We start from the raw sequence: 15,000 nt of genomic DNA, 5'->3' as shown, positions 1-15,000 counted from the left end.
TGCATGGATTTGGTTAATTTTAACGCAACGATTTCAGAAAAACTGCCGATGAAATACATGCTCATTTTATTGCTGGGTCTTGCCTCTGCCGTTAATGCCCAGAAAACAAAAGTAATGCTGATGGAGATCAAGAGCGAGATTGATCCGCGCACAAGGCGCTACGTTGACCTTGCCCTGACCAACGCAGAAACCATTAAAGCCGATATTGTGATAATTGAAATGGATACCTATGGCGGTATATTAACCGATGCCAAAGAGATTGTGGACCGCATTATGGCCTTTAAAAAACCAATATGGGTATTCATCAATTCGGATGCCGCCTCGGCCGGTGCATTAATTTCCATTGCCTGCGACAGCATTTACATGGCGCCCGGTGCCAGCATCGGGGCAGCCACTGTGGTAAGCGCCACCGGTGAAAAGGCACCAGACAAGTACCAGTCATACATGCGCTCCATCATGCGCTCCACTGCCGAAGAAAAAGGGCGCAACCCGCGCATAGCCGAAGGCATGGTGGATGAAGATCTTGTAATTGACAGTGTAAAGAAAGAAGGCGAGATTATTACCTTCTCCACATCAGAGGCCATTCAGCACGGCTTTTGTGAAGCCAAAGTGGAATCGGTTGAAGAAATTTTAAAACGGAATAAGGTTGAAAACTACGAACTGGTAACATTTGAGCTGAGCGGAACAGAAACCATCATTGCCTTTTTTCTGAATCCGTTTATCAGCGGTTTGCTCATACTCATCATTATAGGAGGCATTTACTTTGAACTGCAAACACCGGGTGTGGGCTTCCCGCTGTTTGCAGCCATTGTAGCGCTGGTGCTTTATCTGGTTCCTTACTACCTGAACGGCCTGGCCGAAAACTGGGAAATTATTGCACTCTTTTCAGGGATAGCCCTGATTGCCGTTGAGATTTTTGTGTTGCCCGGTTTTGGCATTGCCGGTGTTGCCGGTATTACGCTTACAGTTGGTTCGCTCATTCTGATAATGGTAAATAACGATGCCTTTGATTTTGAATTTGTTCCGGCCAACGAAATCCTCTATGCCGTTGCCGCAGCCTTTGGCGGTATACTCGGTGGTATTATCGTGTTATTTGTTGGCGGAGCCCGTCTTTCCAATACACGCTTATTCAAGCGGATTGCGTTGGTGCAAACACAGGATAGCGCAGAAGGATATATGGTAAAACCCGCTACCGAATCGATGAAAGGTAAAAAAGGATCAGCCTATACGGTGCTGCGTCCGGCAGGTAAAGTAATGATTGACGGGCAGCTTTATGATGCGTACACCCGCGGTGAGTTTTTGGAAAAAGGCGACCCCATTGAAGTACTTGATGATGAGACGACCTCACTTCGGGTTAAAAAAGTTTCATGAGGGCATTCCTTCTTTTTATTATTCTGCTGGCGGGCTGTAACCGGGAACACCCTAACCAAGTACCGCAGCCGCAGGTTACCTCAATCAAAGAAACATCGCTGGTTATTTTAGGGACTCTTCTATGTTGAAAGTCAAGTCCTGATGCACTAATTTTGTTATTGTTTTACCTGCGTGGCTGCGATTGGAAACCTCAGCGAACAAGCAGGGTTTACACTGAAAAAGATTTGGACTGTTAATAGGCAAAATTGGCAGTCCTTTCTTTTTTAGGAAAACCGAAAAAGAGTTTCCAACATAGCCCTGGCTTTACCCTTTACCAAGTATAAAATCAATCTTCTATAAGCAGTCATTCCTTTTCGGAAGCTGCACGATACCTTTTATATTTTTATAAAGGTGGGCTGTAATCTGCGGAAAGCAGTCACTCTGAAATCCAGAGGCTGCAAGAGTCCCCTTACATTGTGCCCACCGTTTATAACTTTTATATGGTTAAGCGGCTACGCCAAGTTCGTATTCCGTTTTGTTAATCAACACATAACGCAGTCGGCTCACCAACATCCGGGCAATACGAATGATGGCTTTATTACCCTTCATTCGGCTGCATAGTTGGTTATACTTCATAGTCAATGCCGGATCGGTACGTACTGCAACCCAGGCACTTTCGATGAAGCACTTCCTTAACGTTTTATTGCCTCGTTGTGTGATGTCGCCCACATGTTCACGGTCGCTCGATGAGGAAACATTGGGCACCAAGCCAATGTAGTTACATAATGAATCACGACTTTTAAATCGTTTGATATCTTCTAACTCAGTCAACACCATCATGGCTGTTAACCGGCCTATGCCAGGCACACTGATCAGCAGTTCTACCGGCTTAGCATATTTCTCTTCACCAGACAGAGTGTTTATCTGTTTGAGGATGGTAGTTAGTGTGCTTCTCCAGAATTCTGCTTCAGCCAGGTAAGTAGCTAATGTGTTGTTCCCACTTTTCCCGATGTCCACTTTCTTAAGCCACTCCATGAATCGCTTAGACCAATGTGTGCCCGACCTGGTGAATTGTTCGGGGTAATTAATCCCAAAATAACTCAATAAGGCTTTGATGCGATTACGACATCGTGTTTGATTGCCTACAATCCGCTGACGAGCCCGTAACAGGCTGCGGTCTTGCTGACAATTTTTGCTGGGTACATAGATGGCCTCCAGCTCACCACTTTTTAACGACCTGGCAATTTTTCGACTGTCTAAGGGATCGCGTTTTTGTTTTTTCTCTTTGTCTTTGGTCGGCACATCGGCTGCATGAACAACCATGCAGTTAACGCCACTTGCCTGCAGTCTTTCTTGCAACCAAAATCCTGAATACCCAGCTTCATAAGCAGCATGGTAGGTTGCACCCGGAAAATTCCGATTTAGATATTTTACCAACACATCGACATCCGGAGGCTGACTAAAAGTTTTAAGGTGCAAATTCTCGCCCATGATGGTTACCGTGATCTGTTTCTTGTGCGTGTCTAAACCAACGTAAATGTTTTGTCCACTGAAATCCAATTTTTTGTTAACTTGTTTTTGCATAAGCCTTGAGTGTTTTGTTTTAATACAATAACTTATTAAAGTTAGTACACTGGGGCTTATGCTCTTTCAAACATAGTATCTGCAGGATGCGGGCTCGCCTCATATTGGCTGTAAAAAAGATTGCTGCACAGACCTATTTAAAAACCCTGATCCAACCCGCATGGTTGTATCGCTGGGTATTATCGATCCGAAAACCAATCAGCGTTGGATCATTGAAGCCACACCCGATTTACCCCGTCAGCTAAAATTACTGAACGACCTTGCCGGTGTTGAGAACAAGGCGCCCGATGGCATTTTGCTTACGCACGCACACATCGGCCACTATGCCGGCCTGATGTACCTGGGCCGGGAAGGCATGAATGCAAACGGAGTGCCTGTGTACGCCCTTCCGCGCATGAAGGACTACCTGCAAACAAACGGACCGTGGAGCCAGTTGGTTTATCTGAAAAATATTAACCTTATCGGGATCAGGCCGGAAGAAAAAATTCGGTTATCACCTTCCGTTTCAATTACTCCATTTACAGTTCCGCACCGCGATGAGTTTTCTGAAACAGCCGGATACCTTGTTGAAGGTTCTTCCAAAAAGTTGCTGTTCATCCCCGATATTGACAAATGGGAAAAATGGGATAAAAACATTGTTGACCTTGTGAAAACCGTTGATTACGCTTTTCTGGATGCCACTTTTTTCGATGGCGAAGAAATTCAAACCCGCAACATCAGCGAAATACCCCATCCGTTCGTTATTGAAAGCATGAGACTATTTGGTGCATTACCGGAATCGGAACGGGGCAAAATTCATTTTATCCATTTTAATCATACCAATCCGCTGCTTAACCCGGCAGGCATGGCCCTTGAAAAAGTGAAGGAACAGGGTTTTGCAGTGGCCCGGTTTGGCGCGGTATTTCCACTCTGAATTTTTAATGTAAACTTTGCCTTTAATAAACCATGTAAACACTCTGCCTGCCCGATGCAATCCATCATAGCCATCATCCCGGCCCGTTATGCCTCAAGCCGGTTTCCCGGAAAACCTTTGGCCGACATAGGCGGCAAATCCATGATCCAGCGCGTGTATGAACAGGCAGCTAAAGCTGCGCACATAAACCAGGTGGTGGTGGCCACCGATAACCTGCTTATTTATGATCATGTAAAGGCCTTTGGCGGAGCGGTGGTGATGACCAACGAAAAGCATGCAAGCGGTACCGACCGCTGCTACGAAGCCCTTACCCGGCAGCCGAAAAAGTTCGATTATGTTATCAACGTGCAGGGTGATGAGCCCTTCATACAGCCGGAACAAATTAATTTGCTGGCACGGGCCCTTGACGGGAAAACCGAGATTGCCACATTAGCCAAACGCATTACCGATTCCGAACCGGTATTTAATCCGAACATTATAAAGGTTGTTTTTTCAAAAGAAGGCAATGCGCTTTACTTCAGCCGGTCGCCCATTCCGCATGTGCGCAACAGGCCGGAGGTTGAATGGCCGGCCAGCGGAAATTTCTTTAAACACATTGGCCTGTATGCCTACCGGAGCGATGTACTTGAAAAGATTACGCGCCTTCCGGTATCAGCGCTTGAAACAGCCGAAGCACTGGAACAACTGCGGTGGCTTGAAAACGGCTATAGCGTTAAGGTCATTGAAACCCAGATGGAGACCATGGGCATTGATGTTCCGGAGGATGTTGAAAAAGCCCATCAGTATTTAGAGAAACCCTGAAGATCTGTTTCAGCAACAAGGCCTGAATTGGCTATTTTTATAAGTGAAATATGTACAATAGACATAGATGGATGTTGCCAGCCATTTTGTTTGAGTGACGAGATATGAGAGGACTTTTTTGGACACTTGGAATTTCAATAACAATCCTTCTGGGAGGACTGATACTGTATTTTAGTCATTTCAATAACGGCTATGCAGATAATTCAGACGGATGGGCTGACTTCGCAACATTTAACGGCTACTTTTTAAGCATCGTCAATTTAATCGTGTTAGGATACATTTCCTTAATAACTTATGAAGCAACAAAGGCATTTAACAGGCTTCAAATAAGACCTCTTCTTTTTATTACACTTGACAAACCTGAACAAATAAAAGGGATATTTAAAGACAGTTGGTTTGCAGTGAATGGCGCTAAAAACCCTGCATTAAATCTAATTGTTCGTTACACGACTGATAGAAAGACGAACTCATTTACAAAGTGGGTTTCATGCACATCTCTTAATGAAAATCAAAGGCTTGAACTATTTTGGATTCATTGGGCAGACAAAATTGAAATTTGCTTCAGTGACTTAACAAGCGAAAGATTCTACAGATTTGAGTTTATGGACTATTTTGGACAGACAAAAGAAATTAAGAGAGAAGAATACTTTGACAAGCTAAAGGAAGCCAAGAATAACCGAGACAATAACATGACACATTTACGCGACAAGTTTGAAGAGTTTTTAGCTACTGAGAGACAAAAAGGAAATAGTGATCCAATGAAAAATTACACCACCGACTTCATTGACAAGAATTTAAGATAGGTGACAAAACGGCTGGCAACAAAATGCTTATGCAATGGCGGGGTTCGGTGTAATTTGTAGCTTTAGTTTTCAAACAACGTTTTGTCACGGTTGACAGTGACGTGAAGGTCGCGCTAAACATTCCGCTACGCTCCATTTTTTAGCGCTCCTATTCCCGCCACTGCATAAGCACAAACGTTGCTGGCAATGCGGCCGGACAGAGTAAACAACTAACAGTAGACATTTTACTAACAAAGATTTCTGAGGACAATTGAACGACTTTGACACAGCGTGGACTTTGCAAAATATAACCGATTGACTTAATAATAATAGGGTGAATGACTGACTCGCGACCTTATTAAAATCGCCCCACCCGTATTGGCACATTTGGCTGCCACACAAACCCACCCGCAACCAAAGCAGCCAAAAGAGCCAATCCAGCCCTCGGACAGTTTAATAAAAAATTTATCTTTGATAAACTGATATTGATTTCACAATGCTTGCAGAGGACAATTTTCAAGAACTAAAAAATAGAGTATTCCAAGCGTACAAGACAGAAGAGCCTGTATTGCATGAGTTTAGAGAATTTGCTCGAAGACTGAAAGGTGACGTCAAGCCAATAAGACCTTTTTCAGTTAATGCGGTTTCCTTTGTTTCATCAGATGGTGGAGATAACAGACTTTACTTTAATCCAGCAACAGTAGAGTTAGTTCGCGTTGTGGATTCGCTTGGTGATCAGTGTGCATTAGATGCAATTGCTTCGAATTCTAAGGCAAATGAACTAAACAACCGCGTTGAGACATCTAGCCCATTGTTAGTTGAACCGTTAAGAAGATTATGCGAAGACTTAAATACTAATGTTGTTGGATTGTCCTATTTGCTAAAGGGTTTAGGTGAACCGGGTAAAAGTACGGGTGCAGTAAGAATATACCGAGACATTGTTGAATGGGCTGTACTTTATGACCTTATGAAATATAGGGTTTGGGGCTCGCACACAATTATCGTAAGAGAGGGAATGTTAAGAACAAAATCATTTAAAAGAGAAATCTTTCCTAAGCTAGACCAATTAATTAGGCAAGCCTACCAAGAGCATAAAAAAAAGAACATTACAGTTTCAATGGTGGGCGTAGCAAAACAAAGCGCTGTTTTGAGTAGACTTTCTGTTGCATTGGAGTTAGAGGAAACTATGCATAAACCTTATCCATGTTACGTTCGAGTACCAGAAGACATTGAAGCCAAATGTTACAATTATGATAGAACATGGCTTGATACCTTAGAAACAAGTGAACCAGGAGAAGATGGCTCTTATTTATATCAATCAATGGGTAAACTTTTTCTTGTAAAATTTGGCAATCGTCCTTTTGACCCAGTTTGGCCTGTTGATATTGCTGAATGGCAACTAGGCGAAGTTGATACCATAATTGGTCAACTAACTAAAGATGCACAACCCGGCTTTCCGATTCCAGACTTTCCAATGTGTGTTCAAAAAGCTCATGACTTTGCAAAAGTAAATGGCCTCGAAGTTGACATACTGCAAGACATTCTCTTTGAAGGAATAACACAAAATCTTACACCAGAAGAAAAAGAGAAAGTCTTAAGAATGAAATACCTTGGACAAAATTTAACTAACATAAGATACCGCAATGCCTGAATTATTCTCAAAGTCAAAATTAATGGGAACCTTCAAAGGGTTCAGTGAAAGAGGCTTCGAATTTGCAGCAGAAATTGTTACACCTTATAATTCTGAAATGCAAGACAGACCTCAACTTGGTCAGTTCTTACTAATTCAACTTGCAACCCCAGAAGAAGCTTCTCTGGGACGCATTACAAAGTTTGTTCCTTCAGGACTTTTAGCCTCAGCTGAAGGTGAAGATTACATTAATACAATGCAGGAAAGAGAGCAGGATGTTCCAGAAGACTTAAAAAAGCAGAAACTCAAATACAAAGTTCAAATAAAACTACTTGGTGCAGTAAAAAACATCAAAGTCAGAGAGACCATTGAAGGGAGAGAAAGGGAGGTTGAGAAAATCATATTTGTTCCATCTCAAAGGAGATTACCCCATTTAGGGGCCAAAGTTGCGCTCCCAAGTGACAGTGTACTTCGAGAGCTCTGTCAATTAAGTGGAGGAACAACTGACCTAGGAGATTATGTTCTTGGAGAATTCGTCTTTTCGGGAAGGACATCATCCCCTGAATCTATGTTAAGGCAAATTAACCCTGAGTTGAAAGTAACTTTTAACATAAACAACCTTGTTTCCAAAAGGTCAGTTGTTTTCGCGCGAGCTGGTTATGGGAAATCAAACCTAATAAAATATTTAATTTCTGAACTTTATCGTGGTGGTATTCCACAAACTCAAAATAGGCATAATGCAGGGGTGTTGATATTTGATGCTGACGGTGAATATTTTTGGCCTAATATAAGCAACAATAGACCTGGCTTATGTGACGTTCCACAACTGAGGGATAGAATAATAGTATTTACAAATAGAACCGGAATTAATCCATATTATCAAAGTTGGAAAGCTGGAGAAGTTAGATTGGACATAAGAGAACTTCCCGCCAGAGATGTTATCGGAATTGCAATATCATCAGAAAGACAAGACAACCAGAACGTTATTAAATTAAAATCTCTTAATGATACAAATTGGAGATTACTTGTTGACTTGATAGCTAGAGACGGACTTGGCGCAGCTGATGCAGAAGTTGGGAGACTTCTTGGCTATCAGGGACAACAAATTCAAAATGCCTCAGCAGAAATAAATGCTGCCAAAAGCAACATGTTTAATGTAGTTCGCCACTTACATGACCCTCACAGTACACTAATTAATGGCACACTTGAAGCTTTACGAAACGGTTTTGTTGTTGTAGTTGACATTAGTATGTTAAGTTCAACCGCTGGATACAACATTGCAGGGCTCTTAATGCGCAGAATTTTCTCATTTAATCAAGAAAACTTCACAGGAACAACAGCACCAATTCCTGTGATTTCAATTATTGAGGAAGCTCAAAGCGTTTTAGGTAGAAGTCTTGAAGAATCAAGCCCATTTGTTGAGTGGGTAAAGGAAGGAAGAAAATACGACTTAGGTGCAATTCTCGTTACTCAACAACCGGGCTCGATGGCTCCTGAACTCCTTAGTCAAGCTGATAATTGGTTCTGCTTCCATTTATTGTCAGAGGGTGACGCTGGAACACTTGGTAAATACAATTCTCACTATTCCCATGATATACTTGCACATTTAATAGGTGAACCGATTCAAGGAAATTGTTATATGTGGAGTGCTCCAAAGCAGCCGTTTGTATTACCTGTCCGAATCAGAAGTTTTGAAGAATTGTATATACCAGAAATAAGACAAGACGAAACAGAGGCCGCATATGGAAATTCACCCGCAATTGAAATTCGAAATCGAGCAACTCAAGTATTCAATGAATTGGCCACTTCACTTAGGCAAAAACTAGGTCAAAAAACCTTAAATACTCATTACTTTGAAGACAATACATTGAAAGGTATTTATGTAGGTCAGCTTTTCAGAATAATTGAAGAAATCTTAAATGAATTAGGGACGGAGGTATTCTATGATGCTAATCAACTAAAACCAATATTACTTGCAAGAATGTTTGAAATTGATGTGGACGAATTAACAACACATCGACATGAAAATCGAGAATATTTGTGTTGCCAAGCTGAACTTTGGCACAACATTCAACTTTGAACTTAAAACTCGAATGAAATCATTAGCATTTGAAAAAAATACTGTAGTTGACAAACAACTTAGTAAAAAAGAGTTTGTTCAGTTTTCTTTAAAGGGAAAATCACCCAAGCAAAAAGTTAAACTCCTAATTCTCCGTGACCTATGGAATTTGGATTGGGATATACGAATTGGCAAAAAGAAAATTGAGGTTTTTCCTCCCGCTTCTTACGACAAGGAGACAATAAAGCAAGCTATGTCAATCAAGAGAGAAGAAGCGATAAATTCAAACAAAAAATGGATTGAGAAGCATATTGAACTTGCACGAAAGAACTTAGCCAATGGATACGAGGTTCTATCCTCAAAGATTGAACCAGTAATAGAGGTTTGTGAAACTGACAAGCAACACGCTCTGTTTAGAATGTATCGCTACTATTGGAGTTCACCATACAGCGATTATGTTGGTAGAAGGATAAAACTTTTAATTAGAGATAAAGCTCTTCCGAATAGACCGGTAATTGGAATTGCAGCTTTAGGAAGTCCTATTATTCATATACCGGAAAGAGATGAGTTTATTGGATGGGACAAAGCAACCCGGACAAAAAACTTAATATACACGATGGACGCATTTGTAATTGGTGCGCTGCCCCCATACAATTATTTGTTGGGCGGTAAACTCATTTCCCTTCTGCTTGCATCAAATGAAGTAAGAAAGATTTATAGAGAGAAATATAAAGACAAGGTTACAATCATTGATAAGAGAATTGCCAACTCTTTAGTAGGAATTTTTACAACAAGCTTATACGGAAAGAGTTCTCAATACAATCGCCTTAAGTATAAAGATTTAATGCTTTATCAACCAATTGGTCATACAAAGGGTTATGGGACACTTCATTTATCTGATGAAACTATTCAGGAAATGGTAAAATTTTTAAGGTCAAAAAATATTGAGATTAATCACGAGTTTGGTGATGGGCCAAGTTGGGTTATGCGTGTTATTAGAACTGCTGGTGACATGTTAGGTTTTGACTCAGACTTTTTATTACGCCACTCCTTTCAAAGAAGTATCTACTTTGTACCATTAGCTAAAAACTTTAAACAAGTATTAAATGACAATGCAAAACGACCAAAGTACTATGATTTATCAAAGAAAGACTTGACTGACTATTGGAGAGAAAGGTGGTTTGAGAAAAGAAAGTTAAACCCAGACATTATTACAAAAGTTTTTGATTTTAGTCCTAGCCAATTTACTATTGAATAAAATTATCCGCACACACATTTGCAAGCCACACATTCCCCCCCGACGACACTGCCTAATTAAGTGTGTAAGTGCTGGGTAACGACTAAGCAACTGCGTAAAGGTTTTATATTTTGCATCTGCCTTCGAAGATAGTTAAAAATTGATTTACGATTAGTGGCCAGTTTCTCACGGGCAAGGTCCATTTTTTGGTGATCTCCCGTAAAGCCAGGTACACCGCTTTCACCACCGCCTGGTCGTCAGGGAACGAAAGTTTGTTGTTGGTATACTTGCGGATTTTTCCGTTGAGATTTTCGATAATGTTCGTGGTATAGATCAGCGTTCGGATTTCGATCGGATAATCGAAGAAGTGCGTGAGGTTATCCCAATTCGTTTTCCACGACTTGATAGCATGCGGATATTTTTTGCCCCATGTTACTTCAAGCTGCTCTAAGGCTTGAGCAGCCAGCTCTTTGTTTGGTGCTCCGTAAACAGTCTTCAAATCGGCTACAAATTGTTTCTTGTCTTTCCAGACAACGTAGCGAAGCGCATTTCTGATCTGATGAACTACACAAATCTGGGTTACCGATTGGGTAAACACGCTGGTGATTGCATCGGTGAAGCCCTTCAGATTATCGGTGCTGGTGATGAGAATATCTTCCACGCCACGGCTTTTTAAATCAGTAAGTACACTTATCCAGAATGAAGCACTTTCGCTTTCACCCAGCCACATGCCCAATACTTCCTTAAACCCCTGAGCATTAAGGCCTACGGCCAGGTAAATGGTTTTGTTGATCACCTTCCCATTCTGCCGGACTTTGAATACGATCCCATCCATCCACACCACAAAGTACACCGATGAAAGAGGCCTGCTTTGCCACTCCGTTACCAACGTATGTACCCGCGAGGTAACGTTGGAAATAGTGGCATCCGAAACATTCACACCATAGATTTCCCGGATTTGTATTTCAATGTCGCGTACGCTCATACCCCGGGCATATAAGGAGATGATAATTTCTTCGATGCCTTCTACGAACCGGCTGCGCTTGGGAACCAGGACGGGCTCAAACGTGCTGTTCCGATCCCGAGGTACTTCTATCTGTAGTTCACCTCGCGTGGTCTTGATGGTCTTACGGGTTTTTCCGTTCCGTGAGTTCCCGGAGTTAATCCCTTCTGGTGAATGTTTGGCATAGCCCAAATGGCCATCGAGTTCACCTTCCAGCATTTGCTCCATGCCCTTTTTGAAAAGTTCATCGATAAAGCTGTTGAGGTCTTTCGAATTCTTAAATTGCTTGAGAAACTCAGGGGTGAGCATCTCTTTGAGTAGTGGGTGTTGTTCTTGATTTTCCATGGTAACTGTGTTTAAAGTTAAGTCTTTAAATGCAACCGATTCGGCTGAAAGTGGTACATTCCACATCCCCTTTCAGCAAGGCCGAATCGGGCCTTTACACAGTTGCTTAGTCGTTACCCCCCCGACACCAAAGCTTGCAAAAGAGTGTGCTCAGTTTCTCCAAGTGGACAAAGTATATTATAAAAATGTCCGACCGCACGGCTGAGAATAAAAGGAGACGTAGGACAATAAAACGGTGGACTAAATACAGGCTAACGATTAAAGATTGGAGAATGGCCGCACAGCCAGCAACACCGTGTTTATTTAATTGCGGGGTTTTGTGTGCCAATTCAAATTCGTTTCTTAATTTAGTTCGGTGTCGGTGGACAATGACGGAGCAGGTCGGTTTTAACATTTCGCTGCGCTCCATTTTTAAAACCTCCTACTCCCGCAACTAAATAAACACAAACGTTGTGCCTCATTGTAAAAAGCCGACCGCACAAACAGCACATTTGGTTTTTGCCGACACAAAAGCCAACCCTAAAAACCAAAAGAGCTGTTTTTTGTCAACGCTTGACCGAATAGAATTTGTAAATTTGCGTTTAAACAATATGACGAGATTTATCTACATAGCATTATTAAGTCTGACGGGTTTCTTACTGACGCCACCAGACACCTATGCTTGTGGGTCAAAATCGGAAAACCTAGAAAATACCTGTACCAAAAAATCTGATACTCAAAAAGGAAAGAAAAGTTGTTGCGACACAGACAATGTACAATGCAATAATCACGGAAGAGATTGTGATGGAAAATGTGGCAACCCAAACTGTCATTGTCCGGCAAACCACACATATTTTACTATTCCTTACTTTGTCAAATTTTCAGGATTTAAGTTAATCCCCCACAAGCCGAATTTTTATTACCAAGACAGCTTTTATTCATCAGGTTTCCTTTCCATTTGGCTACCGCCAAAAATAGGCTGATTTCTTGCCTTGACAGCCATAGGTCTGTCCATCTGAAAGCAATCACTGGCTTTCAATCTCAATTTTTTGTTAAACATTTAATTTTAAAAAGATGAAATCAATAAAAATATTGATGGCAATAACACTATTGCTATCGTTTACAGCGTGTAACGCTCAAATCAAAAACGCTAAAACGGTAAGCGTAAAAATTTACGGCAACTGTGGTATGTGTGAAAGCACCATTGAAAAAGCAGGAAACATCAAGAAAGTAGCACAGGTAGATTGGAACAAAGATACCAAAATGGCTACTCTTACCTACGACCCAAGCAAGACCAGTCAAGACGAAATCTTAAAGCGTATTGCGTTGGCAGGGTACGATAGCGACCAATTTCTTGCACCTGATGATGTGTATGCTAAACTTCCAGAATGTTGCAGGTACGAGCGTGTGAAAAAATCGGAAACGGTAAAAGTTGAACCGAAGGATGACCATTCTAAGCACAATCACGGTGGGGCAACTGACAAGTCAACAGAAACTAACCAAGAAGTCCATCAAATTACAGCGGTTTTTGCAAATTACTTTGCTCTAAAAGATGCTTTGGTAAAATCTGATGGAAATTTGGCTTCTGCCAAAGCAAAAGAATTACTCAACGCCCTTAATTCGGTGCAGATGAACAAACTTTCTAATGAAGAACATACTGTTTGGATGAAAGTAATGAAGGACTTGAAATTTGATGCTGAACACATTGAAGAGACGAAAGATGTGGGGCATCAAAGAGACCATTTCAATACCTTGTCTGACAATATGTATCAACTCTTGAAAGTTTCAAAACAAGTAACGCCTACCTATTATCAACATTGCCCAATGGCAAACAACGGTAAAGGTGCTAATTGGTTGAGCAAGGAAAACACCATTAAGAACCCATACTTCGGTTCGCAAATGCTCACATGTGGTAAAACGATTGAAACCATTGAGTAAATGAAACTATACATCAAAAATATGGTGTGTAGTCGCTGCAAAATGGTAGTGAAGTCTGAGTTGGAAAAACTCGGACTTCAACTACTTGCAGTTAATTTGGGCGAAGTGGAAACTGCAACACCCATTTCAGAAAGGCAAAAGAGTGAAATTGCCGAACATCTTAAAATTTTTGGTTTTGAACTGATTGATGACAAAAAAAGCCGATTGATTGATAAAATCAAAACTTTGATAATTGAATTGGTGCATCAACAAAACGCTCAACTCAATGTCAATCTTTCCGATTATTTGTCAAAAAATTTAGCACAGGATTATTCATCTCTTAGCAATTTGTTTTCAGAAGTAGAAGATACGACCATTGAAAAATACTTTATCAACCAAAAAATTGAAAAGGTGAAAGAATTGCTACTGTATGATGAATTGACTTTGAGTGAAATTGCTTTTCAGATGAATTATAGCAGTGTGGCGTATCTGAGTAATCAGTTCAAAAAAGTTACGGGCTTTTCGCCTTCACATTACAAGCAATTGAAAGACACAAAACGAAGGCAAATTGAAGACTTATAAATGTTACAACTCAAACCCAAAATACCACAACAAAGATGAGTTAATAGCTTCAGAACTTTGTGCCATCGTTTTTAACCTCTAAAATCTAAGATTATGGTACATACATATCAGGTAACAGGAATGACCTGTTCAAGTTGCGAAGCAAAAGTAAAATCATCGTTGTTGATGGTAGAAAATGTGGTGAGTGTTGAAGTTTCAAAAGAAGAAAATTCAGCCACAATTACAATGGATAAACACATTCCATTGGATAGGTTGCAAAAAGCCTTGCCTGATAAATACCATATTTCTGCCCAGCAACACAGTGAATTGGCAGAACAAACCAAAGGCTGGTTAGCCACCTACAAGCCAATCTTGATGATATTTTTCCATATCTCGTTGGTAACAGTATTAATACAGTTTGCTAATGAGAAGTTTGATACAATGCAGTGGATGCGACATTTTATGGCGGGGTTCTTTTTGGTGTTTTCGTTTTTCAAAATGCTAAATCTGAAAGGCTTTGCCGAAAGTTATGTAATGTATGATGTAGTAGCAAAGCGGTTACCCGCCTGGGCTTATATCTATGCTTTCACAGAATTGGCTTTGGGTATTGCTTTTTTAATCAATTTCAATCCGCTCCTAACCAATGGCGTAACATTTACGGTAATGAGCATCAGTATTGTTGGCGTATTACAATCGGTATTAAACAAAAAGAAAATCCAATGTGCCTGTTTGGGTGCAGTGTTCAATCTGCCAATGAGTACTGTTACCATTATTGAAGATGCTCTGATGATAGCAATGAGTGCTTGGATGCTTTTAAACCTAATTTAAAATGAAATATG

Annotated in this window: 13 protein-coding genes; 11 read left to right on the top strand and 2 right to left on the bottom strand. The window is 40.9% G+C overall.

Annotated elements, in window-relative coordinates:
* Nucleotides 1–57: 57 nt before the first annotated feature.
* Nucleotides 58–1,371: a nodulation protein NfeD gene (locus HRU69_08410; protein ID QOI98871.1), complete on the top strand. Its 1,314-nt coding sequence runs from the start codon at nt 58–60 to the stop codon at nt 1,369–1,371.
* A gap of 483 nt (nt 1,372–1,854) precedes the next feature.
* On the opposite strand, the gene HRU69_08405 is transcribed toward HRU69_08410, so the two are convergent.
* Nucleotides 1,855–2,934: an IS110 family transposase gene (locus HRU69_08405; GenBank protein QOI97508.1), complete on the bottom strand. Its 1,080-nt coding sequence runs from the start codon at nt 2,932–2,934 to the stop codon at nt 1,855–1,857.
* Nucleotides 2,935–3,094: 160 nt separating this feature from the next.
* On the opposite strand from HRU69_08405, the gene HRU69_08400 reads away from it, so the two are divergent.
* The 6 genes from HRU69_08400 to HRU69_08375 all read left to right on the top strand — a co-directional run bounded on the left by HRU69_08400 (nt 3,095) and on the right by HRU69_08375 (nt 10,377).
* A complete protein-coding gene (locus tag HRU69_08400; GenBank protein ID QOI97507.1) occupies nt 3,095–3,847 on the top strand; it encodes an MBL fold metallo-hydrolase in 753 nt (250 codons plus the stop codon).
* 54 nt (nt 3,848–3,901) lie between these two features.
* On the top strand, nt 3,902–4,648 hold the full coding sequence (kdsB, locus tag HRU69_08395) for a 3-deoxy-manno-octulosonate cytidylyltransferase (protein ID QOI97506.1): 747 nt from the start codon (nt 3,902–3,904) through the stop codon (nt 4,646–4,648).
* Between the two features lie 104 nt (nt 4,649–4,752).
* Nucleotides 4,753–5,451: a hypothetical protein gene (locus HRU69_08390; GenBank protein QOI97505.1), complete on the top strand. Its 699-nt coding sequence runs from the start codon at nt 4,753–4,755 to the stop codon at nt 5,449–5,451.
* 475 nt (nt 5,452–5,926) lie between these two features.
* The gene (locus HRU69_08385; GenBank protein QOI97504.1) at nt 5,927–7,081 is read left to right on the top strand and encodes a hypothetical protein; all 1,155 of its coding nucleotides are present in this window, start codon (nt 5,927–5,929) and stop codon (nt 7,079–7,081) included.
* Complete coding sequence (locus tag HRU69_08380) at nt 7,074–9,140, top strand: ATP-binding protein (protein QOI97503.1); 2,067 nt, start codon at nt 7,074–7,076, stop codon at nt 9,138–9,140. The genes HRU69_08385 and HRU69_08380 overlap by 8 nt, the downstream gene beginning before the upstream one ends.
* Nucleotides 9,082–10,377, top strand: a complete 1,296-nt coding sequence (locus HRU69_08375; GenBank protein QOI97502.1) for a DUF4338 domain-containing protein — start codon at nt 9,082–9,084, stop codon at nt 10,375–10,377. Before HRU69_08380 ends, HRU69_08375 begins: the two co-directional genes overlap by 59 nt.
* Nucleotides 10,378–10,480: 103 nt before the next feature.
* Here HRU69_08375 and HRU69_08370 read toward each other — a convergent pair whose 3' ends face one another.
* Nucleotides 10,481–11,668 carry an IS256 family transposase gene (locus HRU69_08370; GenBank protein QOI98870.1) on the bottom strand — a complete coding sequence of 396 codons (1,188 nt, stop codon included), beginning with the start codon at nt 11,666–11,668 and terminating at the stop codon, nt 10,481–10,483.
* 626 nt (nt 11,669–12,294) lie between these two features.
* Here HRU69_08370 and HRU69_08365 point away from each other — a divergent pair.
* The 4 genes from HRU69_08365 (at nt 12,295) to HRU69_08350 (ending at nt 14,989) form a co-directional block, all read left to right on the top strand.
* On the top strand, nt 12,295–12,666 hold the full coding sequence (locus HRU69_08365) for a hypothetical protein (GenBank protein ID QOI98869.1): 372 nt from the start codon (nt 12,295–12,297) through the stop codon (nt 12,664–12,666).
* 91 nt (nt 12,667–12,757) lie between these two features.
* Nucleotides 12,758–13,621 carry a DUF3347 domain-containing protein gene (locus HRU69_08360; protein QOI97501.1) on the top strand — a complete coding sequence of 288 codons (864 nt, stop codon included), beginning with the start codon at nt 12,758–12,760 and terminating at the stop codon, nt 13,619–13,621.
* A complete protein-coding gene (locus tag HRU69_08355; protein QOI97500.1) occupies nt 13,622–14,182 on the top strand; it encodes a helix-turn-helix transcriptional regulator in 561 nt (186 codons plus the stop codon).
* Between the two features lie 93 nt (nt 14,183–14,275).
* Nucleotides 14,276–14,989, top strand: a complete 714-nt coding sequence (locus tag HRU69_08350; protein ID QOI97499.1) for a heavy-metal-associated domain-containing protein — start codon at nt 14,276–14,278, stop codon at nt 14,987–14,989.
* The last annotated feature ends 11 nt before the right edge of the window (nt 14,990–15,000 follow it).

The organism is Flammeovirgaceae bacterium (assembly GCA_015180985.1).
Classification (GTDB): domain Bacteria; phylum Bacteroidota; class Bacteroidia; order Cytophagales; family Cyclobacteriaceae; genus UBA2336.
The sequence above is the reverse complement of the archived record's forward strand: the minus strand, read 5'-3'. Positions and strand labels throughout refer to the sequence as shown.